Annotated in this window: 16 protein-coding genes; 14 read left to right on the top strand and 2 right to left on the bottom strand. The window is 42.6% G+C overall.

What is annotated here, in order from left to right:
• The first annotated feature begins 20 nt into the window (after positions 1 to 20).
• From EAG18_RS15140 to EAG18_RS15120, 5 genes are all read left to right on the top strand, one after another.
• Positions 21 to 1,607, top strand: coding sequence for an EAL domain-containing protein (locus EAG18_RS15140; protein ID WP_125253219.1), 1,587 nt, complete (start codon positions 21 to 23; stop codon positions 1,605 to 1,607).
• Positions 1,608 to 2,170: 563 nt separating this feature from the next.
• Entirely contained in the window at positions 2,171 to 2,908 is a 738-nt protein-coding gene (locus EAG18_RS15135) for a nucleotide-binding protein (RefSeq protein WP_275557311.1), read from the top strand.
• Between the two features lie 117 nt (positions 2,909 to 3,025).
• A complete protein-coding gene (locus tag EAG18_RS15130; protein WP_125253217.1) occupies positions 3,026 to 3,415 on the top strand; it encodes a hypothetical protein in 390 nt (129 codons plus the stop codon).
• Between the two features lie 53 nt (positions 3,416 to 3,468).
• Positions 3,469 to 3,954: a GNAT family N-acetyltransferase gene (locus tag EAG18_RS15125; protein ID WP_125253216.1), complete on the top strand. Its 486-nt coding sequence runs from the start codon at positions 3,469 to 3,471 to the stop codon at positions 3,952 to 3,954.
• A gap of 108 nt (positions 3,955 to 4,062) precedes the next feature.
• Entirely contained in the window at positions 4,063 to 4,575 is a 513-nt protein-coding gene (locus EAG18_RS15120; RefSeq protein ID WP_125253215.1) for a hypothetical protein, read from the top strand.
• A gap of 216 nt (positions 4,576 to 4,791) precedes the next feature.
• On the opposite strand, the gene EAG18_RS15115 is transcribed toward EAG18_RS15120, so the two are convergent.
• Complete coding sequence (locus EAG18_RS15115; RefSeq protein ID WP_125253214.1) at positions 4,792 to 6,414, bottom strand: alpha-glucosidase; 1,623 nt, start codon at positions 6,412 to 6,414, stop codon at positions 4,792 to 4,794.
• A gap of 617 nt (positions 6,415 to 7,031) precedes the next feature.
• On the opposite strand from EAG18_RS15115, the gene EAG18_RS15110 reads away from it, so the two are divergent.
• From EAG18_RS15110 to EAG18_RS15090, 5 genes are all read left to right on the top strand, one after another.
• A complete protein-coding gene (locus tag EAG18_RS15110) occupies positions 7,032 to 9,887 on the top strand; it encodes a TonB-dependent receptor (RefSeq protein WP_125253213.1) in 2,856 nt (951 codons plus the stop codon).
• 318 nt (positions 9,888 to 10,205) lie between these two features.
• Positions 10,206 to 11,720, top strand: a complete 1,515-nt coding sequence (locus tag EAG18_RS15105) for a tryptophan halogenase family protein (RefSeq protein WP_125253212.1) — start codon at positions 10,206 to 10,208, stop codon at positions 11,718 to 11,720.
• Positions 11,721 to 11,950: 230 nt separating this feature from the next.
• Complete coding sequence (locus EAG18_RS15100) at positions 11,951 to 13,825, top strand: alpha-amylase family glycosyl hydrolase (protein ID WP_125253211.1); 1,875 nt, start codon at positions 11,951 to 11,953, stop codon at positions 13,823 to 13,825.
• 3 nt (positions 13,826 to 13,828) lie between these two features.
• Positions 13,829 to 15,328, top strand: coding sequence for an MFS transporter (locus EAG18_RS15095; protein WP_125253210.1), 1,500 nt, complete (start codon positions 13,829 to 13,831; stop codon positions 15,326 to 15,328).
• Between the two features lie 10 nt (positions 15,329 to 15,338).
• Positions 15,339 to 17,735 (top strand): glycoside hydrolase family 15 protein, encoded by a 2,397-nt coding sequence (locus tag EAG18_RS15090; RefSeq protein ID WP_125253209.1) that lies wholly within the window; start codon positions 15,339 to 15,341, stop codon positions 17,733 to 17,735.
• A gap of 54 nt (positions 17,736 to 17,789) precedes the next feature.
• On the opposite strand, the gene EAG18_RS15085 is transcribed toward EAG18_RS15090, so the two are convergent.
• Entirely contained in the window at positions 17,790 to 18,809 is a 1,020-nt protein-coding gene (locus EAG18_RS15085) for a LacI family DNA-binding transcriptional regulator (RefSeq protein ID WP_125253238.1), read from the bottom strand.
• A gap of 316 nt (positions 18,810 to 19,125) precedes the next feature.
• On the opposite strand from EAG18_RS15085, the gene glk reads away from it, so the two are divergent.
• The 4 genes from glk (at position 19,126) to EAG18_RS15060 (ending at position 24,348) form a co-directional block, all read left to right on the top strand.
• A complete protein-coding gene (gene glk, locus EAG18_RS15080; protein ID WP_125253208.1) occupies positions 19,126 to 20,133 on the top strand; it encodes a glucokinase in 1,008 nt (335 codons plus the stop codon).
• Positions 20,134 to 20,137: 4 nt separating this feature from the next.
• Positions 20,138 to 21,157, top strand: a complete 1,020-nt coding sequence (locus EAG18_RS15075; protein WP_125253207.1) for a LacI family DNA-binding transcriptional regulator — start codon at positions 20,138 to 20,140, stop codon at positions 21,155 to 21,157.
• A 693-nt stretch (positions 21,158 to 21,850) separates the two neighbouring features.
• Complete coding sequence (edd, locus tag EAG18_RS15065; protein ID WP_125253206.1) at positions 21,851 to 23,704, top strand: phosphogluconate dehydratase; 1,854 nt, start codon at positions 21,851 to 21,853, stop codon at positions 23,702 to 23,704.
• A 23-nt stretch (positions 23,705 to 23,727) separates the two neighbouring features.
• Positions 23,728 to 24,348, top strand: coding sequence for a bifunctional 4-hydroxy-2-oxoglutarate aldolase/2-dehydro-3-deoxy-phosphogluconate aldolase (locus tag EAG18_RS15060; protein WP_125253205.1), 621 nt, complete (start codon positions 23,728 to 23,730; stop codon positions 24,346 to 24,348).
• Positions 24,349 to 24,360: the final 12 nt, after the last annotated feature.

The raw sequence follows: 24,360 nt of genomic DNA, 5'->3' as shown, positions 1-24,360 counted from the left end.
TTTTGTGGAGTGAGAAGTATATGCGAGGAGCACACTCCTTAAGCAAGTTGTTAAAGAATATCTTTATTGCTTGGCTTTCTTGTAGTTTTGTTTTTTCGATAGCGACTTTATTTAGCTATGTGCACCTAAAGGAAACGGCAAAAGCGAACCTAGCTACCGTAGTAAATCGAATTGTCTCTGATATTGATAAAGAGTTTACCGTTGTTGACGACACACTCAAGTATGCAGTAGATCTCTCTCTAAACTGTGATCCGCACAGTCTTCATCATATGCGCAGGCTAGTGTTTGAAAACCCTGGTATGAGCGAAATAGGGATTATAGATCCCAAGGGAAAACTCGTCTGTAATTCGTTTGGAAGATTGACTCCCCCAGTTAACACTAGCACGCCTTTAAAACAGTCTGGTTTGAGATATTATGGCCCCATTATTACTGATTATTTGGAGCTACCAGCATTTGTTCTTGCCCGTACTCGAGATGATGGCTATGAGGTAAACGTGCTGATGCCAGATCATTGGCTGAAAAGAATGTTAGACATATCAGCTCACCATGATACTGATTTTGCAGCTTTAGTTGATAACACGACAGGCGTACCTATTTTCCTAAACGGTAATTATTCATTGCCGATCCGTCAGAAACTTTTTCCAGCTAAAAACCGACAAGCTGTAGAAGGGCACTTTGACGATGGCATTGTTAAATTTGCTTATATTTCCGTGATCCCGAGTTTGCCGCAGTTAAGCTTGATCATTGCCAAAAACGACGACCGTTTGGTCAAAATGGAATGGATCTGGGGGCTACTGTGGGGGGTCTTGTATTGCTGCTCTTGGGGCGGGTTAACCTTTCTGTTAATTAACTATGATAAACGTCAGCTGAGCAGTAAAACGCAAATTCTACGAGCACTTGCAAATGAAGAGCTTTTCAATGTTTATCAGCCACTAGTATGTGCTCAGTCAAAAAGTATTGTTGGCGTAGAAGTATTGATCAGATGGCGCCACCCGCTAGAAGGCATTTTGGGTCCCGCTTATTTTGTACCAGAGGCCGAGAGAGATGGCACCATACTGGACATTTCTATCACCCAAGTGGAAGAGGCAATACGAGACTTAAGCGAGATCTTATTGCAGCAACCGAAGTTTAAAGTGTCATTTAATGTCAATGGCTTATTGCTGGGATCAAAGCGATATATTGATACGTTGCTTTGCGCAAAAAAGTATATTTCATCACTCACCATTGAGTTAACTGAACGAGATGTGCTGACACAGGCACAAACCAAAACGGTCTTAAATGAACTTAAGCGTGCAGGCATTGAGATAGCTATTGATGATTTTGGCACAGGTTATAGTGGCTTACAGTATTTACAGAGCTTTCCAATAGATTTACTCAAGATAGACCAAAGCTTTGTAGCTTCGATAGGCTTAGACACACTTCAGTCTCCAGTACTCGCGGCTGTAATAGATATGGCGGAAAAGCTCGATAAGAAACTAATTGCAGAAGGAGTCGAAACACAGGATCAGGCGGATTATCTGCAAAGTCGGGGCGTCAACATTCATCAAGGATGGTTATATTACCAAGCGCTCGAGCTACCTCAGCTAAAGCACGAGATGAATAAGTGACTCGTCCTAGCATGGACTGACACTATTTGAAATTAAAACGCTCAATGAACCTCATCGGGCGCTTTGTATTTTAGTTACTGGAAAATGTATCACCCAACGGGTTGGATGTTAGCTCGGTTATCAAATATGGCCTTGTTAGCATTGTAAGGTAGGTCTCTTGCGGTTAATTGGCGCAATCAAGTTAGAGGCAACACCGATCAAAGTAGAGCGAACGAGTTAGCAGTTAGATAGCTGCTCAAAATCAATTAGTTAACCTGCTTAATTGCTCAGGCTAGCGGCCTCGTATGCTAAAAAAATATAATTGCTTATTAAGGCAAATTTAGGTGTAATGAATACATAATAAGCGCTGAGCGATGTAGGGAAAGCTTAATTAATAATAGATTAGCTGTTCAAACCAAATGATTTGGCTAATGTCTCTAAAAAGCAAATTCCCATAGCATAAACAACACCAACTCTGTTACACCGAGCAAGTAGCAGCTCAGTCCAACAAGCGATTATGCAACACAAATAGTATGTCGTATAAATACTAAAGTGTTATGTGTCAAACCAATCAAGGAGTAGATATGTCATTTAAAGACATGCTCAATGATAGAGTAAGAGTGATGCGCTCTAGTGGCGAAGAGCATGCAGACATCCCTGCCAGTGTTCAAAAAAATAAAATATTTATTCAGCAACCCGATATCCTGATTGAGGTGGGAGATTTTATTGAACGAAAAATGCCCAATGGCGGCATTGAATTGTACGAAGTTGTTGATCCTGGATTTCATGAAGGCCTTGGATCTATACCGGCAGGTTATCAAATGGTTGTCAAAAAATCAGATGGGAAAAAAGAACCTCAACTGGTCGCATCTCAGAGTGGTAATAATCCAAAGGTTTTTATCGTTCACGGACACGACGATCTAGCTAAATTAACTTTGGCTAGGTTTATTGAGCAGATTGGGTTAAATCCAATAATTCTTCATGAGCAGGCAAGTTCAAGTAAAACCATAATTGAAAAAATCGAGTCCTACGGTGACGTTGGGTACGCTATTGTTTTATATACGCCATGTGATGTTGGCTCAAAAGCAGGGGAGGAAAATAAGCCGAGAGCACGTCAAAACGTAGTGTTTGAGCATGGATATTTCATTGGGCGATTGGGGCGCTCTAAAGTTACAGCCCTCGTCAAGGGTGGCGTTGAAACCCCAAATGATATTAGCGGTGTTGTGTATATCGATTTAGATGAGCGTGGCGCGTGGAAAATGGATATTGCAAAAGAACTACAGCATGCGGGCTATGAAGTTGATTTAAGTCGTGCACTATAGATCACATAACAAACAGCTCAAATTTGTTCCGGCCACAAAAAGAGTGGCCTCCACCGGACTCGCTGGCGCTCGCCTTTTAGCGGGGCGTTAGCTATGCAGTATAGAATGGAGTATTAAATGACTAGATTTGAAAAACTGACATTAACATTTTCAGCAATAACTATAGCGATTACTTTGGCTGCAACGGTTTACTTTATTGGTAGTTTAAATGAACGAGTCAATATTTTAGTAAAAGAAAAAGAAGATTTCGATCAACAAAAAATTGAGTTGATTGCTCAAATTAATAACTTGATTAATGAGAAATTAGAAGTTGTTTCAGAATATGAAACTCGTATTGCTTTGTTGGAAAATGTAGCTAATGAAGAACTTCCTGAAGTTAGAAAGGATTTGGTCTTTTTAGTTCAACAGACTCGCGGTACTAATGGCCACAAGACTATGGTGTGTATGGAAGAAAAGTATTTTGTGCCAAAAGTTAATTATAAGAAAAGTTGTCGTGTTGGTAGCTAACAAGGCAATTATAAATGGGACGTATTGCGGCGTTATGTTCTAGGAGGAAATTTATGATTAGGGAAATCACAAAAGCCGATTTTGAGTCGTTTTGGCCAACATTTTCAGCGGTAATTCAGGCACAGGAAACTTATGCCTTTGACCCAAATATGACGCTAGAACAAGCCTTCGCTTTATGGTGTGAATCTCCCCTGAAAGCTTTCGCTTTCGTAGAAAATGATGCTGTACTAGGCTCTTACTACATCAAGCCAAATGCAATGGGGCCAAGTAGCCATATATGTAATTGTGGATACATGGTTTCTAGCGAAGCTAGAGGTAATGGCATTGCACGTCTTATGTGTGAACATTCTCAGGAAACAGCTCTAAGACTTGGCTTTGATGCCATGCAATTTAACAGTGTGGTCTCTACCAATGAAGTTGCGGTGAAGCTTTGGGAGAAGCTAGGGTTTCAAATCATAGGTACAATTCCCAAAGCATATAAGCATGCTCATCTAGGGTTAGTTGATAGCTACGTCATGTACAAATGGCTACGAACATAACAATTTACTCAAAAGGACGCAAAACGCTTGGCTTGCGCTCCTTAGCCACTAAGTATAGCTAAGCATTTATGCGCCCTATATTGAGGCGTAGGCTTTCAGGGAAGTTTTGTGAAATATTTAATTTTAGTTTTAATATCAATACTATCGTTCTTGGTTAAATCAAATCCTGTCGGTGATTGCATTGGCACGCCTAAAGCAGCTGTAACTGCGTTACCTTCGCCTCTCGATAATTGGGGGCAAATAGTTTGCACACCTTACGGGCACATTATTTCCAACAAGCAGGGTTATATTTGGTCAAACGTTGGTTCATATAGTCCAGTGATGATTCCATCACAAATGGTTCGGACAAACCCCAAAAGCGTTGGAAACAATTCATATTTCACATCAATCGAGATGAATTTACTACAAGGTGAAGAAGCGGCTTCTTCAATTGAATTATTTGAAACCGGATTTGATAAATCGCCTAATAGACCAAAGGTGTATTCTCTTATTGTTAAATCTATATCAGGTAAAGAATTGGGCTTTAAGTTTTTTGATTTCGGCGATTCTCAATGGGGTATGTGGTGTAAAAAATCATGTGATCCAAACTCGAAGTTTATGATTTTAAATATGGCAAAGTAAAAGCCTAACAAGGACACAAAGCAGCAGGCTTGTGCTCCTTCGTCGCCAATTTTAGGCTACTATTTTGTGCCGTTTACGACAAGCGTTAACAGCTTACCGAGCAAAGTTGGAAAACTCTAGTTTACAGGTGTCTCACTAACGGAGAGGTGGACAGGGACAAAAATCCGGAAAATAAAAAAGAGCGGCTTAGCGCCGCTCTATGCTGATATAGCTGTATTAAATCACTTCAGCAAAATAACAACCAAAGGCGCTCAGCTGAAGTACATTGTTAGTAATGCTGCCACTTTGATGTTTGACGTCGCATTCTGACAGTGTTAGCTCAGGTAAAGTGAACGCCTGCTGGGTATCTGCTAAGTTAAAGATACATAACAAGGTTTGTTCATCCACTTTTCGATAGAAAGCTAATACCGGCTCTGGCGTGTCGATAAACTCAATTTCACCAGTTTTTAGTGCAGGCTGTGCACCTCGCCACCTCAAAAATGCTTGATAGTAGCTAAGTGTTGAGTTGTTATCTTGTACTTGTTCATCAACTGCTCGCTCGCTATGTTCATTGGACACTGGGAGCCAAGGCTTAGCTTCTGAAAACCCTGCGTGTGGTTTGGCTTTTGTCCACGGCATTGGTGTACGGCAGCCATCTCGACCTTTAAAATTAGGCCAAAATGTGATCCCGTATGGGTCTTGCAACTCTTCAAATGCCACCGCAGCTTCACCAAGGCCAAGTTCTTCACCTTGGTACATACAAACACTTCCTCGTAGCGAACCGAGTAGGGCAGTGAGCATTTTTACTTGTTCGTTATTGACTACGCTGTTAGTACTCCAGCGACTTGCGACACGTTCGACATCATGATTAGCAAATGCCCAACATGGCCAGCCCTCGGTCATGACAGCTTCGAGGCGAGATACGGTGTCTCGAATATATTTCGCACTGTAGTCGCGGGTGAGAAGTTCAAAGCTATAGCCCATGTGCAGCTTATTATCATCTGCGGTGTACTCAGCCATAGTTTGTAGCGAATCTTCTGAACTTATTTCTCCAAGGCTAACGGTTCCTGGATAGCGGTCAAGCAGGGCGCGGATCTCTTCCATAAACGCCAAGTTTTCAGGCTGGGTATTATTATAATAGTGGTATTGGAAAGCATACGGGTTGTCTTCGCTAAAACCTCTTCCCTGACGTAACGCAACTGGCTTTGCTGGGTTATCTCTTAATTGTTGGTCATGAAAGCAAAAGTTAATTGCATCTAACCTAAAGCCATCAACACCTTTTTTCAGCCAGAACTCAACATTATCTAGGATAGCTTTACGTACATCTGGGTTATGGAAATTAAGATCTGGCTGCTCAGTCAAAAAATTATGTAAGTAATACTGACAACGTCTAGGCTCCCATTGCCAAGCAACACCGCCAAAGATAGACAGCCAGTTATTAGGCGGACTACCGTCAGGTTTAGCGTCAGCCCAAACATACCAGTCAGCTTTATCGTTGATTTTATTTTCACGACTTTCAATAAACCATGGATGTTGGTTTGAGGTATGACTCAGGACTTGATCAATGATTATCTTAATATCACGCTCATGAGCTTGGTTAATCAATTCATCAAAATCTTCAATCGCACCAAACATAGGGTCTACATCACGATAATCGCTAATATCATAGCCAAAATCTTTCATTGGTGACTTGAAAAACGGTGAGATCCACACCGCATCTACGCCAAGAGATTTGATGTAGTCCAGACGATGAATTATTCCTTTTAAGTCGCCGATACCATCTGCATTACTATCTTGAAAACTGCGAGGGTAGATTTGATAAATAACCGCACCTTTCCACCATTCATTATTACTAGCCATGTACATTCTCCGGCTGCTCACCTTATTGCTTTGTGGTTGTGTTGCTTACTAGTCTTGATAAGCACCACTATATAGTGGCAAAGAATACGTCATGGTTTTTAGGCTGTAAAAAACCTGCATACGTATGCAGGTTTTGCATTGCGGGATAAAGTAAAGTCCAAGCAAGATATATTTTTGTAAAAAGACTTTACCAATTAGATGTAATTGATTTGATTGTTCTGTATTTATTGGGTCTAGCAGCGCTTTATTGGTAAGACCAATTCAATCTTGGTGAGCGAATACACAACAGCTCCGGTATTATAGAGGTATAGCAAATGACCGTAACGCGTTTGGGTTAAAATTTAGTGAATTTTAAACCGAATAAAATTAACGAGAGGACTAATAACCTTTAATCATAAAAAGTCTTATATTTCATATTTTTAGGCTTTATTTTCGTAAACTACCTGTAAATTTTATTAAAATACACTAGCTTTGAATACGTATGCACAAAGTTGTTTGCAAATTTAATCAACCGCTAGTATTTACCAGACAACAATAGTGCCAGATTGTTTTTTCATCAAATTGCACGCCGATGAGCAAATCGCACAATATAATATGGTTAATTGGGATAAAACATTATGTCTAAGTTCAAACCGAGTATGCTAACACTTGCACTGATTGCAGCGGGTGTGAGTCACGCAGCTCCAGTCGAAGATAACGCCGCTGACAAAGATGAAAATGTAGAAGTGATAGAGGTTCGTGGGATCTCGCGCAGTATTATCGCTTCTATTGATAAAAAAAGGTTCAGCGATACGGTCTCAGAAATAGTGGATGCTGGAGATTTGGCGGCTTTACCAGATGTTTCTATTGCAGACTCGTTAAGCCGTTTACCAGGCATAACGGCTGTTAGAGCAAGTGGACAGTCTTCTCAGTTAAATATCCGCGGAATGAATGGCGACTTTATTCAAACCACACTCAATGGACGCGAGCAAGCCAGTACTAGTGGCTATACTGCTGGTAGTCGCTGGATCTCGTTTGACCAATATCCGTCTGAGCTTATTAATCAAGCTGCGGTCTATAAGTCTCCTAAAGCTTCTCTTGTTGAAGGCGGGGTTGCGGGAACGGTAGAGCTAAAAACCGCTAATCCACTCGATGCTGAAAATGAGCATAACTTTAACTCTTCAGTTAGATATTCATACAACGATGCTGCGTCTGATGTTGGTGCTGATTCTACAGGAGAGCGCATAAGCTTTTCTTATCGTGGTAAGTTTCTTGATGAGACACTGGGCTTTGCAATAGGGGGAGCTTATTTAAATCAACCTAATAATGCCATCGATATTTCTGCACATGCCCCAACTCGCTCCCAAGATTTTGACGGTGATGGTAATAAAGAGCGCTCGGTTAACGGTTTTCAATATCGCTCGGCAAAAGGAAGCGATGAGAGGCTTGGCCTGTTAAGTACTTTGGTTTACCAACCGACAGACACATTCAAGGTACAATTTGACTATTTTCACTCAAAATTTGAATCGGAAGATAAAAAGAGCGGTTTAAATATTGAAGGCTTTTCAAAAGATCTGAACTCTCTGTATTCCATTGACAATGCTGTTGTAAAAGATGGTTTCTTGGTTGCCGGTGACGTGACGATTACTGACCCTACAGGCCCTTGGGTGGAAATGCGCTCTGAGGATCAATCTACAGATTCGACGACAGACAGCTTTGGCTTAAACTTGCAGTACACCACTGACTCTTGGGAAATAGCCCTTGACATCGCACACAGTGAAGGCGAAAAAACTCGAAGAGATATGATTGCCTCTATGCACGCCTACGAGTTCGGTACGGCGACACTGGAAGATGGTACGCTGGTAAATACATGGCAGGAATTAAGAAACCAAACCTTTTCTTTTGAGCAAAGAGAAAAAGACTCACCGTTTTTAACTTTGGGTAATGGCTATACCGATCTTTCAAATATGCGCTTGGGAGACTGGGAGCAATTTCCACATAAGTATACGGATGAGTTGGACAGCGTAAAAGTTGACTTCAAATATTATATTGAAAATAGCTTTATTTCATCGATTGAGGTTGGCGCACGTTGGTCAGACCGAGAGTTTACCGATCAACGTTCGACGTTTAGATGGGGCGCTCGTGAAGGGCAAAATGGTTATCAGCTACCTGATGGCACTATTGTCACGAATAAAGGCTGTGAGTTTAATGATCAAAACCACCCATGTATTCCTCACGATGTGACGGGGTTTGTCTCGCTTAGAGAGACGCGTGGCTTCCAATACTTAGAGTTAGACCTTGAAGGTATCGCTGATCAGGTCTTTGGGCCTGGCAATTACGACGCGCAACAAACTTGGGGTCATAACTGGACACTTATTGAAAGTGGTGCGGTTAAAGAAGAAGTACTTGCAGGTTACATCATGGCCAACATAGACACCGAAATCGCAGACATTCCTGTGACTGGTAACTTCGGTGTAAGAGTTGTTAGAACTGATACTAAATCTATTGGGATCCAACAGATCCAAGGTGATGAAGTAGGTGATTCAATCGTAGATGATAATGGTGTTGAAAGAACGGATTATCGCCATGTCAACTATGGTCCAGAGTACACTGACACACTACCTTCATTAAACCTGAACTTTAGAGYAAGTGACACCGACCAAATCAGATTTGCAGCAGCAGAGGTGATAGGTCGACCGCCTGTCTATCAACTAAGAGGGGGGGCAGGCTCATGGGCTGATACGGCAAATGATGGTAAAACTCCTCGTTACAATGTGTGGTCAAAAGGTAATCCAAATCTAGACCCATTTAGAGCAACTCAAATAGATTTGTCATACGAGCGCTATTTTGAAGATGGTGGTGCTTTTGTTGCAGCCTTATTCTGGAAGGATATTGAGTCATTAATTGAAAGTATCACTTATCAAGAAGGTGAAGTCGATTGGGCTGATATTGGTCTGGAAGTTCCGGAAGGATTTGTGGCTGGTCAGTATCAGACCACACAAAATAATGATCAGGGCGGCTATGTCCGAGGTATCGAACTTGCCTACACGACAATGTTTGATAACTTACCGGGGATTTTTTCCGGCTTAGGCTTCAATGCTAACTATTCATATACCGAAAGTGAAACCACCGTTGATGGTGGCGGTAACTTCCCAGATCAACAGCTACCACTGCCTGGTTTGTCTAAAAATGTCTGGAGTGCAACGGTATTTTGGAACATCGATTCATTCACAACTCACTTAAATATTCGTTACCGTGACGAGTACGTTTATGAGGGGGCGTCACCTGGAGGGTCATCGTTAGCATGGGCTGATGAATATACGGTAGTCGATTGGCAAGCATCATATAATTTTGAAAATGGCTTAGAGGCTGTGTTGCAAGTAAATAACCTGACTGACGAACCGAATACGACAAATTATGGTGCAGCTCTGGCGACAGGGGAGTACAAGGAATTTGGTCGCCAGTATTATCTGGGCTTTAATTATAGTTTTTAATCAATAAGAACTTGATAGCCACCAAAGTAAACCCTGCTTTGGTGGTTTTTTTATAATCGCTGAAGCAGTAGTTGATTGCTATCATCTATTTTTTAACAAGGCGTATTTATACCAATTTGACTTAATACTTGCTCAATTTGAAGGAGTAAATCTGACGCCAATAGCGTTAAAAATTTCTTATTTAGAACAACTAAATAACAAAATTTTTGCCTAGTTATCGACAAGATTTTCTCGCTTCAAAATAGACCACTTAATTAAGAAAATTGGTATTACTCAGCTTTTTATAGGCGATGTTAACAGTTTTAAGGTATGAAGAAGATGAAAAGCCAAAAAATAGTGATTTTAGGTGGCGGAACTGCTGGTTGGATGGCTGCAAATATGATGGCTAAGAGTTGGGCAGATAAAGCGATCGAAATCACCGTTGTTGAGTCTTCCAGTATCGGTATTATTGGGGTTGGTGAGGGATCAACACCACAATTTAAGGGCTTTATGGATTACCTTGGTATTTCGGAAGCTCAATGGATGCCAGCTTGTAACGCGACATACAAAAATGGGATCCGATTTATTGATTGGTCAACGAAAACCGGATTTTCCAGCTACTTTCATCCTTTTCCCGCACAGCCAGATGACTACTCTGCACCTGCATTTTTTCATAATAGCTTCGTGAGGCGTAAGGCAATTGATGTTGAAGGTCATCCAGACCACTTTTTTCTGGCCACTCATTTAGCGAACACAAATAAGTCGCCAATTGCTGCACAAAACTTTCCGTTCGAAATCAATTACGGCTACCACTTTGACTCAAGTTTGTTGGGAGAGTTTTTGGCACGTGAAGCCGAAAAGCGCAATGTAAAGCATATTGATGCAACAATTTCAGATGTGAGAAAGCATGTGAATGGTGACATTGCGGCACTTGTTACCTCACAGGGCGTAGAAATCGCTGGAGATATTTTTGTCGATTGCTCAGGTTTTAAGAGTTTACTGCTACAACAAGCACTTGATGTCGGTTTTGAATCATTTGGCAATAACTTGTTTAATGACGCTGCGGTGGTATTAGCAACCAAGCAAGGCGATATCATTCGCTCTGAAACCCAGTCGGTGGCGCGCAAATACGGATGGTCTTGGCATATCCCATTAACCAACCGGATCGGTAATGGCTATGTATATAGTCAGCGCTATTGCGATAGAGATCAGGCCGAAACAGAGTTAAGGGCCGCATTGGGTTTACTAGACTCAGACGTTGAAGCTCGCCATATAAAAATGAAAGTGGGTCAAGTGGAAACCCACTGGAAAAATAATTGTATTGCTGTTGGCTTATCTCAAGGGTTTATAGAACCATTAGAGGCGACAGCTTTACACATAGTTCAAGAGACTGTGCAAAGCTTTATAGAGTGTTATCAAGAGGCAGGATTCACGGATGGGAACCGAGACAAACATAACCATTCGATCGCAACGCGCTATCAAGCCATTAGAGATTATATTGTTGCCCATTATCGTGTAAATAGTCGCACGGATACGCAGTATTGGCTTGATAATACAAATAATAACAACCTATCTCGCTCACTATTTAATGTGCTGCAAACTTGGGTGTCAGGCAATAATTTATCGGATGAATTGGCGCGCCAAAATATTGATCAGTACTACCCATCGGTTAGCTGGCACTGTCTGCTTGCAGGCTATGGAGTCTATCCAGATCAGGCTCAGCTCAAACCAGGCAACGCGTTAGCTAAGCAATATAATATCGAAAAAATTGAAGATTACTTGAGACGATGTGGATTGAATTTTAAAGCACATCGGTTGGAACTAGATGCGCTTGCCTCAACTTTTCATAAATAACCAGACCAAGTTACTTGAAGGTAACCGACTATTAGCATCGAGTTCAACACAGTGAGCGTGAAAAAGGCATTTATTCTCAGGAGCTTAAGTTAAATATTGCTTAACAGCGCTTATCACTAGTCATAAAGCCTGAAGAATAACGATGAGCAGTTCTGTGAATACGTATGCAGGTCGTTCTAAATAAACAGTGAGGCAAGTAGACTCTGTTAAAACAGCAGTATGACAACATTATGAAAAATAAATCTTTATTATTGGCTGTTTCAGCCCTTTTAGGTGGTGCAGTGAGTATAGCTGGCTGTAGTCCTGCGCCTATCGACAAAAAGTCACAGCAGATGACGCTACAACCTGAGGTTGTGCCATTGAGTAAGCCCGTCGTGTATCAGGTATTTACTCGGTTATTTGGTAATACTAAACAAGTTAATAAACCTTGGGGAACACTAGAAGAAAATGGTGTAGGCAAGTTTTCTGACTTCACTCCAACGGCGCTGCTGGCGTTAAAAAGCATGGGGGTAACCCATGTTTGGTATACTGGCGTGCTTCATCATGCACTTGTCACTGACTATAGTAAATATGGCATTGGTCAAGATGACCCAGATGTGGTGAAAGGCAGAGCTGGCTCACCTTATGCAATCAAAGACTACTATAACGTTAACCCTGATCTTGCTAATGACCCCTCAGCACGTCTTGCAGAGTTTGAGGCGCTAATTAAACGCACCCACGAGGCGGGGCTTAAAGTCATTATCGATATTGTACCAAATCACGTTGCCCGTAATTATCAATCTTTAGGGGCACCGAATGGAACGATAGATTTTGGCGATAATGATGACACGCAAGTCACTTATGCGAAGAACAATAATTTTTATTATGTCGTAGGTGAATCATTTGAAGTGCCAAGCAGCGATGATTATCAAGTGCTAGGTGGTGATGTACACCCACTTGCTGATGGTAAGTTTACTGAAATTCCGGCGAAGTGGACAGGGAACGGCGCTCGAGCAGCAAAGCCAGATATCAATGACTGGTATGAAACCGTCAAAGTAAACTATGGGGTTAAGCCTGATGGTAGTTATGATTTTGACCGCCTACCAGATGAATATGCAGACAAGGGCTATCAAGCACACTTCGAATTTTGGCAACACAAATCGTTGCCAGACAGTTGGTATAAGTTCCAAGCTATTACCCATTTTTGGCTAGAAAAAGGGGTGGATGGTTTTCGTTATGATATGGCTGAAATGGTGCCAGTAGAGTTTTGGAGCTTTTTAAACTCATCGATTAAAACAAAAAAACCGGACGCATTTTTGCTAGCTGAAGTATATAACCCAGCTTTATATCGGCCTTATATCAAACAAGGGAAGATGGATTACCTTTATGATAAGGTTGGTTTTTATGACACCCTAAAAGCTTTAATGCAGGGAAAAGGAGATGCTCAAGCTGTATTAGATATTCATCAGTCAGTTGCGGATATTGCCCCGCATATGCTGCACTTTTTAGAAAACCATGATGAACAGCGGATCGCAAGTCCTGAGTTTGCTGGAGATGCACTTAAAGGTAAACCTGCCATGGTGGTAAGCCATCTGATAAGCACAGCTCCGTCTATGATCTACTTTGGTCAAACGGTAGGTGAAGATGGCTCGGAACAAGCAGGGTTTGGCAGCCCCAGCCGTACCAGTATTTTTGATTATATTGGGGTGCCCGAACATCAAAAATGGATGAACCACGGTAAGTTTGATGGTGCATTGCTGAGCGAAGAGCAAGTATCGCTGCGCAACTACTACATTAAGCTTTTGAATCTGGCTAAGCAACCCGCGATAGCTGCAGGACAATACAGTCCAGTGGCTACACACAGTGATGACCCTATCAATACTGAGAAAATAATGGCATTTGGCCGCAAGCTAGGCCAACAAAAACTGCTTGTTATCAGTAATTTTGACGCACAACAATCTCGAACTGTCACAGTGCACTTGCCTGCAGATTGGCAAGGTCGATACAGCGATATTCTCGAGGCGCACCCGAATTTACAATTACAACAGAGTGAAGTTGGCGAGCAGGTCAAAGCCACAATTACCCTTGCACCACTGGCGAGTGCGGTATATCAACTAGAGAAGTAATCTATGCAACAAGAACAACAAAAACCACAACTCAGTTTTTGGCAGATATGGAACATGTGCTTTGGTTTTCTAGGGATCCAATTTGGGTTTGCATTGCAAAATGGCAATGTTAGCCGGATTTTTCAAACGTTAGGTGCTCAAGTCGATGACATTCCTATTCTGTGGGTTGCTGCGCCACTAACAGGCCTTATTGTTCAACCTATTATTGGCTATTGGAGTGACAGAACTTGGGGTAAGTTGGGACGCAGGAGACCTTTCTTCCTGTGGGGCGCGATTCTCACGACGTTGTCACTGTTTATTATGCCAAATTCACCAACCCTTTGGATTGCAGCCGGTATGTTATGGATCATGGATGCGTCAATTAATGTGACAATGGAGCCGTTTCGAGCGTTGGTTGGCGATAACCTAAATGAAAAGCAGCGTGCCAACGGTTATGCGATGCAAAGCTTTTTTATTGGCGTTGGTGCTGTGGTTGCGTCAGCCTTACCTTGGATGATGACCAATTGGTTTGATGTCAGTAATACAGCACCAGCAGGACAAATTCCTGAATCGGTAAAATATGCTTTTTATTGGGGTGGGGCGATCTTATTCGTTGCGGTGATGTGGACTATTGTCAACACAAAGGAATATAGCCCAGAGCAATTAGCTGCATTTGAAAAAGCGCAAACTCATCAACCGCAAATAAGCACCGCAAATGTACCGGTCAACTTTTTAAAAGGCGCTGTAATCGCGGGTGGTTTTGGTGGTTGTGTGTTACTTGCTGTAGCGATAATGAAGCTTGAAAAGGAGCTTTATTTATTGAGTGGCTTATTAATTGCGTTTGCCATGGTATTTGCCGTAGCTCATGTAATGCAGCGAAAGCAAAGCGTAAATAATGGCTTTTATCATGTGATTTTTGATCTATTCACGATGCCAACAACCATGCTGCAACTTGCAGTGGTGCAATTTTTTAGCTGGTTTTCTTTATTCGCGATGTGGATTTACACCACTTCCGCGGTAACGAGCTTTCATTACGGTACTTCGGATGTAACCAGCAAACTTTATAACGACGGTGCAGATTGGGTTGGAGTGCTGTTTGCGGCTTACAATGGCTTTGCGGCCATCGCTGCAATGGTGATCCCGTTTATGGTGAAGCGTATCGGGCTTAAAGGGGCGCATGCTGCAAACCTGTCACTTGGTGCTGTTGCATTAATCAGTTTTAAATTTATCGGTGACCCAACATTACTTTGGATCCCCATGGTTGGGATTGGCTTTGCTTGGGCATCAATTTTGTCACTACCTTACGCCATGCTGAGTAATGCACTTCCAAGTAATAAAATGGGAGTATTTATGGGCATATTTAACTTTTTTATCGTTATTCCACAATTACTCGCTGCCAGTATTTTAGGACTTATTTTGCGCCACGGTTTTGATAACCAACCGATATTTGCACTGATTATTGGGGGCGTATCTTTTTTACTCGCTGCACTAGCTGTTTCAAGAGTCACAATTAAGGCTCAATAAGGAGAACAACATGATTAAGTATTCAACAATTGCACTTGCGCTTGTCAGTGCGGGCCTTATTGGTTGCGGTACTCAGCAATCAGCAATCGATTCAAATTTAGCACCGGGCGCCCCCGGTGCTAAACCTTATTGGGCTTACTCAGGTAAAACAGGTATTGGCACGTCTTACGAGGCTTATCAAAGTGGGCAATATAGTGATGCAGCTTCTACCAAAGCTGTGTCAAAGGTATGGTTTTCGCTTGCTAAAGGCATGATCACAGAAACTATGTTTGGTCTTATCCACCAAGCACAAATTAAAGACATGCAGTTTATCATTGTTGGTGATGGGTTTGTGGTTAAAGAATCGGATACAGATAGCTTGGATGTCACCATAGATTACTTGCACAAGGATGATAGTGGCCGTCCACTGTCTCTAGCCTACAAAGTGATCAGCAAAGATAAGCAAGGTCGCTTTACGCTTGAAAAGCATATTTTTACAGACCCTGAAAGGCAAACGCTATTTGTCAGAGCAAAGGTGGATAGTAAGTTAAACGCTGTTAAGGCGTTTGTGAACGTTAATCCTTACGTCAATAACAATGGTTTAAATGACTTTGCAAAAGTAACAGATCAAGGGCTGTTAGCGTGGGAAGGTGATAATTATCTATCGTTGCAAAGCAAAACGGGGTTTGTTGAAGCTTCTGTTGGCTTTACGGGCACCAGCGATAATTTATCAATGCTGGAGTCTACAGGTAAATTAGCTCAAGCTTATACCACCACAGGGGAAACGCCAGGGAATGTGAACTGGCTGGCAAATTTAGGCACTATTAGCGGTAGTAATACCTTTGATTTAACCTTGAGCTTTGGTCACTCAGCGCAAAAAAGTTTTGCTGAAGGCGCAGCTTCTTTAGCTAAAGGGTATGGGCAAGTATTGGCAGATTATAATGGTGAAGGAGAGGCGATAGGGTGGCAAGACTATATCACCAGCCTTAAACCACTTAACTCAATGACCGCTAACACAACAGATAATGGCAAGCTCTTGTATACCAGTGCACTTGTATTAAAAGCACAAGAAGATAAAACCCATGCAGGCGCCTTGATCGCATCATTATCTAACCCGTGGGGAGATACAGTGCCTGCAGAGCAAGGCCATACGGGTTATAAAGCAGTATGGGTACGCGATTTTTACCAAGTGGCAATGGCATTTTTAGCGATGGGTGATGAGCAAACAGCACTAACTGCATTTGAATATTTAGAAAAAGTCCAAGTCACGGATAAAACACCAGGTAACCAAGGTGATACGGGGTGGTTCTTGCAAAAGACCCATGTTGATGGTGAACTTGAGTGGGTGGGCGTACAGCTTGATCAAACTGCAATGCCAATCATGCTAGCATGGAAACTGTGGCAAGCAGGTGTCCTAAGTGATGAGAAGTTGGTGTACTGGTACAACAAAATGCTCAAACCGGCTGCCAACTTTCTGGTTGAAGGGGGACTGGCGAAAATACTATGGAATGACACACAGATCATGCCTCCAGCAACTCAGCAAGAGCGTTGGGAAGAGCAAAATGGTTACTCCCCATCAACTRCGGCTGCCATCATTTCAGGCTTAGTCACAGCAAGTGACATTGCTAAGTTAGCTGGTGACAAAGCTGGAGAAGAAAAGTTCCTAGCAACAGCACAGCAGTATAATCGTGAAGTTGAAGCCTTAATGTTCACCACCGAAGGTAACTTACAGAGTAAGCAAAGTGATGGGCGTTATTTCTTCCGAATTGGTCAGGATAAAGACCCGAACTCGAGTACACCATTAAACGCAAATAATGGCCGTCAAGGTATGGATAAGAAACAGATCATTGATGGTGGCTTTTTGGAGCTTGTGCGTTATGGGGTAAGGGCGGCAGATGCGCCAAGTATTGTAGCAACAATGCCTGAATATGATGATGAAACGATTGCAGAAAACTTGAGGGTAAAATATAGCTTTAAATTTGATGGCGATGTGAATAGCTACCCGGGTTATCGCCGCTATGGTAATGATGGCTATGGCGAAGATGAAAAGCGCGGAACAAATTATGCTGAAGGCGGACAAAATACTGATGGTCAGCGTGGTCGGGTATGGCCATTTTTCACCGGTGAACGGGGTCATTATGACATTGCATTAGCACTGCTAGACGGTGAACTGAGTATCGATGAGCAGAGCAAAATAAAAAATACTTATGTCAAAGCGATGGAGCATTTTGCTAATGAGGGCATGATGTTACCAGAGCAAGTATGGGATGGCGTGGGTAAGAATACCTTTGAATATACGCTCGGTGAAGGAACTAATTCAGCGACACCACTAGCTTGGACACACGCAGAATACGTAAAGTTGGTTCGTTCACTACAAGAAAAACAAGTGTGGGATCACTACCCAATTGTAGATAATAAATTGCAATAACGAATACAAGTGATAAAAATGCCAAGGTTTACCTCGGCATTTTTATTGCGACTGTTACCGTGAAGACTGTCTGATAATCAGTTTAGGTGGCAGTAGTGTATCGGCTACTTGTTCTCCTCTGATCAGACGAAGTAAATTATCAACCAGCATTTGACCTGCCAGCGTGGTATTTTGCTGTACTGTTGTCAAAGATGGAGAGACATAACCGGCCGCAGCTATGTTGTCGAAACCAACAACATGTACGTCGTGCGGTACGCGGATCCCAGCTTCTTGTAGCGCTTTGATAGCGCCAATTGCAATAAGATCACTGGCGGCAAAAAGTGCATTGAATGTCACGTTATTGGCAATAAGTGAGCGGGTCGCATGGTAACCTGAATCTTCTGTGGAGATGGCATTGGCTATTTTACGATCGCTGACTTCGATCGCCTTTTGCTTGAGAGTATCTCTAAAGCCCTTAAAGCGAGCGAAAAATTCAGGACTATGATCCGAAGCATCGCCAATAAACGCACAATCAGTCCTAACCATGTCAATTAAGTGCTTAGCAGCTAACGCACCACCACCATAATTGTCACAGCTCACTGTTAGATCAGGGCGAGCATCAACAGATGCCCCCCAACAGACGAATTTAGTGTGATTGTCGAGTAAGGTTTGTAATTTAGATTGGTAGTCGATGTAATCACCGTAACCCAGTAAAATAAGGCCATCAGCACGATGGCTATCTTCATAGTCAGCATGCCAATCACTGCTGGTGGATTGGAATGAGACTAATAAATCGTAACCTTCTTTTGCACATGCGCGAGTAATACTGCCCAGCATGCTTAAAAAGAAAGGATTGATCTGAGATTCATCCTCCGTTGGGTCTTCAAATAGTAATAGTGCAAGTGTGCTACTTTGCTGGGTGCGCAGGTTACTGGCGTTTTTATCGACTTTATAATTCAGCTTTTTTGCAATCTCATGGACACGGCGGCGTGTTTCTTCGTTAACCAATGGGCTATTTCTTAAGGCGCGTGACACGGTAGATTGTGATACGCCTGCATAATGGGCAATATCAAATGAAGTTGCTTTACCTTTCATGTTTTTCTCAACGCTTTGGACTGTGATATTGTCAGCCATTGAGAATTTTTTTCAACCAATTTAAGAGAATTTGCAAATTTTTATTGATACAGTCTGACACCGGTGTCATAATGTCGGTGTTTTATCATTTTGTTGTCAAAACGTATTTAGCTGCCCTATGCCAAGGGCAGCATTTTTTTACCAATTAATTCAGTTTAGGTAAGAGCAAAAGCCAAGGCGTGCAAATTTTGGCTAGCTGAGACAATAAATTGCAGGACGTGTGCTGGCAGCTCTGATGTTAGCCCAAGCATAATCGCAGTGATAAAGAGATAATAATATGAGCCAGACAACAAGCCATTCATCCGTGCCGTTTGAACCGATTGTCGTTGCCGACATCGGGGGAACAAATGCTAGATTTGCTATAGTGTCAGATTTCGACWTACAAACTAATCGTTTTTCAATCACTCACCAAGTTACTTTTCCAAGTGCTGAATTCCAATCTTTTGAAGCCGCTATCCAAAAATATTTAACTGAGTTACCCATCCCACAACCACGCCGAGCGTGTTTAGCGGTTGCAGGTCCTATTAAGTCTCAGCAAGTACACCTAACTAATCTTGGTTGGCATTTTAATTCTGAAGACATTCAATCACAGTTTGACTTTTACGAACTGGCGGTTATAAACGACTTCGCCGCGTTTGCGTATGCTTCACCATATTTAGCATTAGAGAAAAACCTTGTAATTAAACAAGGTCAGCCAGAGTTAGGGGCTAATATTGGGGTGATGGGACCCGGAACTGGTTTTGGGGCTGCGTGTCTTGCGCGAGATATTAACGGCAGTGCAGTGATGAGCTGTGAAGCTGGGCATATTTCACTTGCACCGGTGACCGCTTTAGATAAAGAATTATTGACCGTCCTTCGTGCCAGCATTCAGCATGTCTCTGTTGAGACTGTATTTTCTGGCCCCGGTATCGCGAGACTTTACAAAGCCATGGCGCAAGTGCGTGGTGAGCAAGCAAAAGACTTAAACGCTGCGCAAGTTAGTGCTCTTGCCAAAGAATGTAAAGTGTGTGACGCGACGCTTACACATTTTTGCGACTGGATGGGCAGTGTAGCAGGCGACTTAGCGCTGACTTTTGGTGCTTTAGGTGGCGTTTATATTGGCGGTGGGATATTGCCTCGCATGCAGACTAGATTGCAAGCAAGTAGCTTTGTTGAGCGCTTTACTGAAAAAGGCATGATGTCGCAGTATACCAGCCAAATTCCAGTAACTTTGGTGGTGCAGGATAATATTCCACTAATTGGTGCTGCGGCTTGTATTCACGAGCGACGAGGATCGTTAAGGTAGGCCAATGAAAAAAGTAACTATCAATAGCGTTGCTGAGTATGCTGGAGTGTCAAAAAAGACAGTTTCTCGGGTTCTGAACAACGAACCTAATGTCAGTCCGGCAACTCGCGAAAAAGTGCTAAAAGTTTTTGAAGAATTAAATTATAAACCAAATCCAATCGCGCGGGGTCTGGCACAAAACCGCAGCTTTATTATTGGTTGCCTTTACGATAATCCATCAAAGAGTTACATCACGCGCGTGCAAAGTGGTGCGCTTGAGGCATGTCAAAAACACAGTTACAACTTATTGATCCACCCATGTGAACTGCGTGGTCAAGACCTTATTGATAACGTTGAGCAGTTACTGACGACTTCAAGATTAGATGGAATTGTACTTACCCCACCATTTTCAGACTCCAAAGAGCTGATAGCTTTTTTAAAGCAGCGAAAAATTCCGTATGCACGTGTCGCGTCGGCAATTGAAGGAGATGACTCCATTTCGATTAGAAGTAACGATGAACAGGGCGCGTTTGAACTTACAGAGCACTTGATTAAGTTAGGTCACACCGAAATTGCATTTATCAAAGGTCACCCAGATCACAGTGCCACAGAAAATCGTTTTTCCGGTTATCAGCGCGCGATCGCAAAGCATGGTATAGATTTTCAGCCGCGTTTAGTCGCAGAAGGTAACTTCAGTTACCATTCGGGTGCAGACAGCGCAAAAGCGATTTTAGATCTAGACCCTAGGCCGACCGCTGTTTTTGCTTCAAATGACTATATGGCGGCTGCCGTTTTAAAGTTGGCTACGCAACGTGAAATTAAAGTGCCGCAACAGTTGTCTATTGCAGGCTTTGATAATGCGCCGATCGCTCGGCATATTTGGCCTGGACTAACGACCATTGCACAGCCTGTCGAAGAGATGACACGTATTGCAGTAGAGGAGTTAATAAAGCATATTTCTCAGCCGCAAGAAACGCCATTTCAACATGTACTTGAAGCTAAACTCATTACTCGGGAGTCGACCCAAGCGCGCTCGAACTCATAACATTTTCAATTTTTATACTTGCCCCAAAGCCCAATGCTTAGTCATTGGGCTTTTTATTTTCGCTGTTCTTAGGAAAAATGTTAAAGACAGCGCGTTCAAGTAATCCTCAGATTTGTATCGCATTAATGAAGCTTGTTGACCCATCAGTTATACCAATTTGACTTAATACTTGCTCAATTTGAAGGAGTAAATCTGACGCTAACAGCGTTAAAATTTCTCATTTAGAACAACTAAATAGCAAAATTTTTGCCTCGTTATCGACAAGATTTTCTCGCCTCAAAATAGACCACTTAATTAAGCAAATTGGTATTAAGCTGCATATCGTCATGCTAAGGCCAATTGAGAATTTAACTCTACAATAGTGATTCTGATCAGACATTAGAATAATTATTTTTGTCATAATAATTAACAATAAAATCAAACAACTAACGATTCTTGTTGCACAGACACCAGTTAAGTTTTTAATGGTTATAATTTGGTCATTTTAAAAAGTTAGACTAAATTTATAAGAAAGGTTGACACCGGTGTCAGCTTTGTGAGTAAATATAGTGACACCGGTGTCAGGTTGGGGTGAGAGACAACCTGATAGCGTACCTTTGAACGGGTAAATCAAAGCAGCTCTGTACAAGGATTGCCACGAATGCTGGCAATCGTGCAGAGCCTTTTTCCTCTAACAGTTAGAGAGTCAGTATTATGTTGCATCCACGAATTCAGGAAGTCACCGAACGCGTCATTGAGCGAAGCAAAGCAACACGTCAAGCCTATTTAGCTCGAATCCAACAAGCAAAAAAACAAACGCGCGTACGAGCAGGACTGGGCTGTGGAAATCTAGCACACGTGATGGCTGCATGTTCAAGCAGTGACAAAGCACGTCTGAAAGAAGACGAACAACCAAATTTAGCAATTATTAATTCGTACAATGACATGCTGTCGGCGCACGAACCATATAAAGAATATCCAGATTTAATAAAAGCAGTGGCAAATAAGTTTGATGCGACTGCACAAGTGGCAGGTGGTGTACCTGCGATGTGTGACGGGGTGACACAAGGCCGCGATGGTATGGAACTGTCTTTGTTCTCTCGCGACGTAATTGCCATGTCAACAGCGGTGGCATTATCGCATGATGTTTTCGATGGAGTTTTCTGTCTTGGCGTATGCGACAAAATCGTCCCAGGATTATTAATCGGCGCGTTATCTTTTGGTCATTTACCTATTTTCTTTTTGCCAGCAGGCCCAATGCAGTCGGGGATCCCAAATAAAGAAAAAGCTCGTATTCGTCAAAAGTTCGCTCAAGGTCTAGTAAGTCGGGATGAACTACTAGAAGCCGAAAGTGCTTCCTATCACAGTGCTGGTACTTGTACTTTTTATGGCACAGCAAATTCTAACCAGATGCTAATGGAGATCATGGGTCTTCATTTACCTGGTAGTTCGTTTATCAACCCATACACTGAGCTAAGAGATGGCCTAACAGCGAGTGCAGTTGAGACCATGTTGGCGCAACTACTCGATGGAAAAAGTGGCAATGTACTTGCGGACATCGTGAGTGAAAAAACCGTTATTAATGGTTTAGTTGGTCTATTGTCTACTGGTGGTTCTACTAACCATGCTATCCACTTGGTGGCGATGGCAAAAGCGGCAGGTGTGCAAATTACCTGGAAGGATATGGCCGACTTGTCTGAAGTGGTGCCGTTATTAACGCGTATTTATCCAAACGGGCATGCAGATGTAAACCATTTCCAAGCAGCAGGGGGCATGGGCTTCTTGATGCGTGAATTGAGAGATGGCGGCTTCTTACACAATGACGTGAAAACAATTGTGGGCGAAGGACTTGATGCTTACACCATGGAGCCATTGCTGGATATTAACAGCAATGTGATCATTAGCGATAACCAAGGGCCAGCTAAAGTAAAGTGGGTACCAGTGCCTGAGAATTCGCTAGATGAAGAAGTGCTTCGTCCAGTCGCAAATCCATTTAATAAGCAAGGTGGCTTGCAATTACTCAGTGGTAATTTGGGTAAAGCGGTGATTAAAGTATCTGCGGTACAAGAGCAGCATCAAACTGTGACGGCGCCAGCAAAGGTATTCAGTTCTCAAGGTGAATTACAAGAAGCTTTTGCTGCTGGCAAGCTTAACCAAGATTTTATTGCCGTGATTAAAGAACAAGGCCCTAAAGCGAAAGGTATGCCTGAGCTTCATAAACTGACACCAGTGATGGCTACACTACAAGACCAAGGCTTTAAAGTGGCAATTGTCACCGATGGTCGTATGTCTGGTGCTTCGGGTAAAGTACCAGCAGCAATACACCTTGCGCCTGAAGCGGTTGAAGGTGGTGCAATTGCTAAAGTGCACGAAGGTGATTTGATCACTCTAAATGCACCTAAAGGCGAATTAGTGCTACACGTCTCTGATGAAGAAATGGCACAGCGTGAATTACAGCTATCACCACAGTCACAGACATTTGGTACAGGCCGAGAGCTATTTTCAGGATTTAGACACATAGTGAGCAGTGCAGATCAAGGCGCATGCTCATTTGGCATCGAAGAATAATAACAGTGGGAATGAGGGTGAGCATGAGTATTAAAGAGATATTGTCAGCAGCACCAGTGGTTCCGGTTATCGTTATTGATAACCTAGAAGACGCGGTACCGCTTGCTAGGGCTTTGTTTAATGGTGGCTTGCGAGCACTTGAAGTTACACTTCGCACACCGGTGGCAGCGCAAGCGGTGAAAGACATTAAAGCGGCTTTACCAGAGGCCTATGTCGGTACTGGCACGGTAGTGGATAAAGCAACTTTCAATGCCTCTGTAGAAGCCGGCGCTGATTTTATGGTAAGCCCTGGCGTAAATGACGAATTATTGGAACTGGCAAAGTCTTCAAGTATTCCATTCCTTCCAGGTGCCGCAACGCCAAGTGAGGTGATGAAACTTGCAAGTCATGGTTTTGAATTCTTGAAATTTTTCCCAGCAGAAGCTGCAGGTGGTGCACCAATGCTTAAGTCTATTGGCGGACCAATTCCACAAGTAAAATTCTGTCCAACGGGTGGTATTTCGTTGGCAACTGCACCTAAGTATTTAGCACTCGACAATGTGGTATGTGTGGGCGGTACTTGGATGCTTGATAAAGCGCTTATCGCAAACAAAGACTGGCAAGCCATTGAAGCGCTTGCAAAACAAGCAAGTGAAGTAAAATAGATTAGGGGACAG

Origin of the sequence: Pseudoalteromonas sp. J010, assembly GCF_003934235.1 — a bacterium.
GTDB classification, from domain to species: Bacteria; Pseudomonadota; Gammaproteobacteria; order Enterobacterales; family Alteromonadaceae; genus Pseudoalteromonas; species Pseudoalteromonas peptidolytica.
The sequence above is the reverse complement of the archived record's forward strand: the minus strand, read 5'-3'. Positions and strand labels throughout refer to the sequence as shown.

What these genes read in the sequence shown, in the direction of transcription:
- EAG18_RS15140 (WP_125253219.1), top strand. Translation starts at nt 21, where the DNA reads ATGCGAGGAGCACACTCCTTAAGCAAGTTGTTAAAGAATATCTTTATT.
- EAG18_RS15105 (WP_125253212.1), top strand. Translation starts at nt 10,206, where the DNA reads ATGAAAAGCCAAAAAATAGTGATTTTAGGTGGCGGAACTGCTGGTTGG.
- EAG18_RS15075 (WP_125253207.1), top strand. Translation starts at nt 20,138, where the DNA reads ATGAAAAAAGTAACTATCAATAGCGTTGCTGAGTATGCTGGAGTGTCA.
- EAG18_RS15060 (WP_125253205.1), top strand. Translation starts at nt 23,728, where the DNA reads ATGAGTATTAAAGAGATATTGTCAGCAGCACCAGTGGTTCCGGTTATC.
- EAG18_RS15085 (WP_125253238.1), bottom strand. Translation starts at nt 18,809, where the DNA reads ATGAAAGGTAAAGCAACTTCATTTGATATTGCCCATTATGCAGGCGTA.
- edd (WP_125253206.1), top strand. Translation starts at nt 21,851, where the DNA reads ATGTTGCATCCACGAATTCAGGAAGTCACCGAACGCGTCATTGAGCGA.
- EAG18_RS15135 (WP_275557311.1), top strand. Translation starts at nt 2,171, where the DNA reads ATGTCATTTAAAGACATGCTCAATGATAGAGTAAGAGTGATGCGCTCT.
- EAG18_RS15130 (WP_125253217.1), top strand. Translation starts at nt 3,026, where the DNA reads ATGACTAGATTTGAAAAACTGACATTAACATTTTCAGCAATAACTATA.
- EAG18_RS15100 (WP_125253211.1), top strand. Translation starts at nt 11,951, where the DNA reads ATGAAAAATAAATCTTTATTATTGGCTGTTTCAGCCCTTTTAGGTGGT.
- EAG18_RS15125 (WP_125253216.1), top strand. Translation starts at nt 3,469, where the DNA reads ATGATTAGGGAAATCACAAAAGCCGATTTTGAGTCGTTTTGGCCAACA.
- EAG18_RS15095 (WP_125253210.1), top strand. Translation starts at nt 13,829, where the DNA reads ATGCAACAAGAACAACAAAAACCACAACTCAGTTTTTGGCAGATATGG.
- EAG18_RS15115 (WP_125253214.1), bottom strand. Translation starts at nt 6,414, where the DNA reads ATGGCTAGTAATAATGAATGGTGGAAAGGTGCGGTTATTTATCAAATC.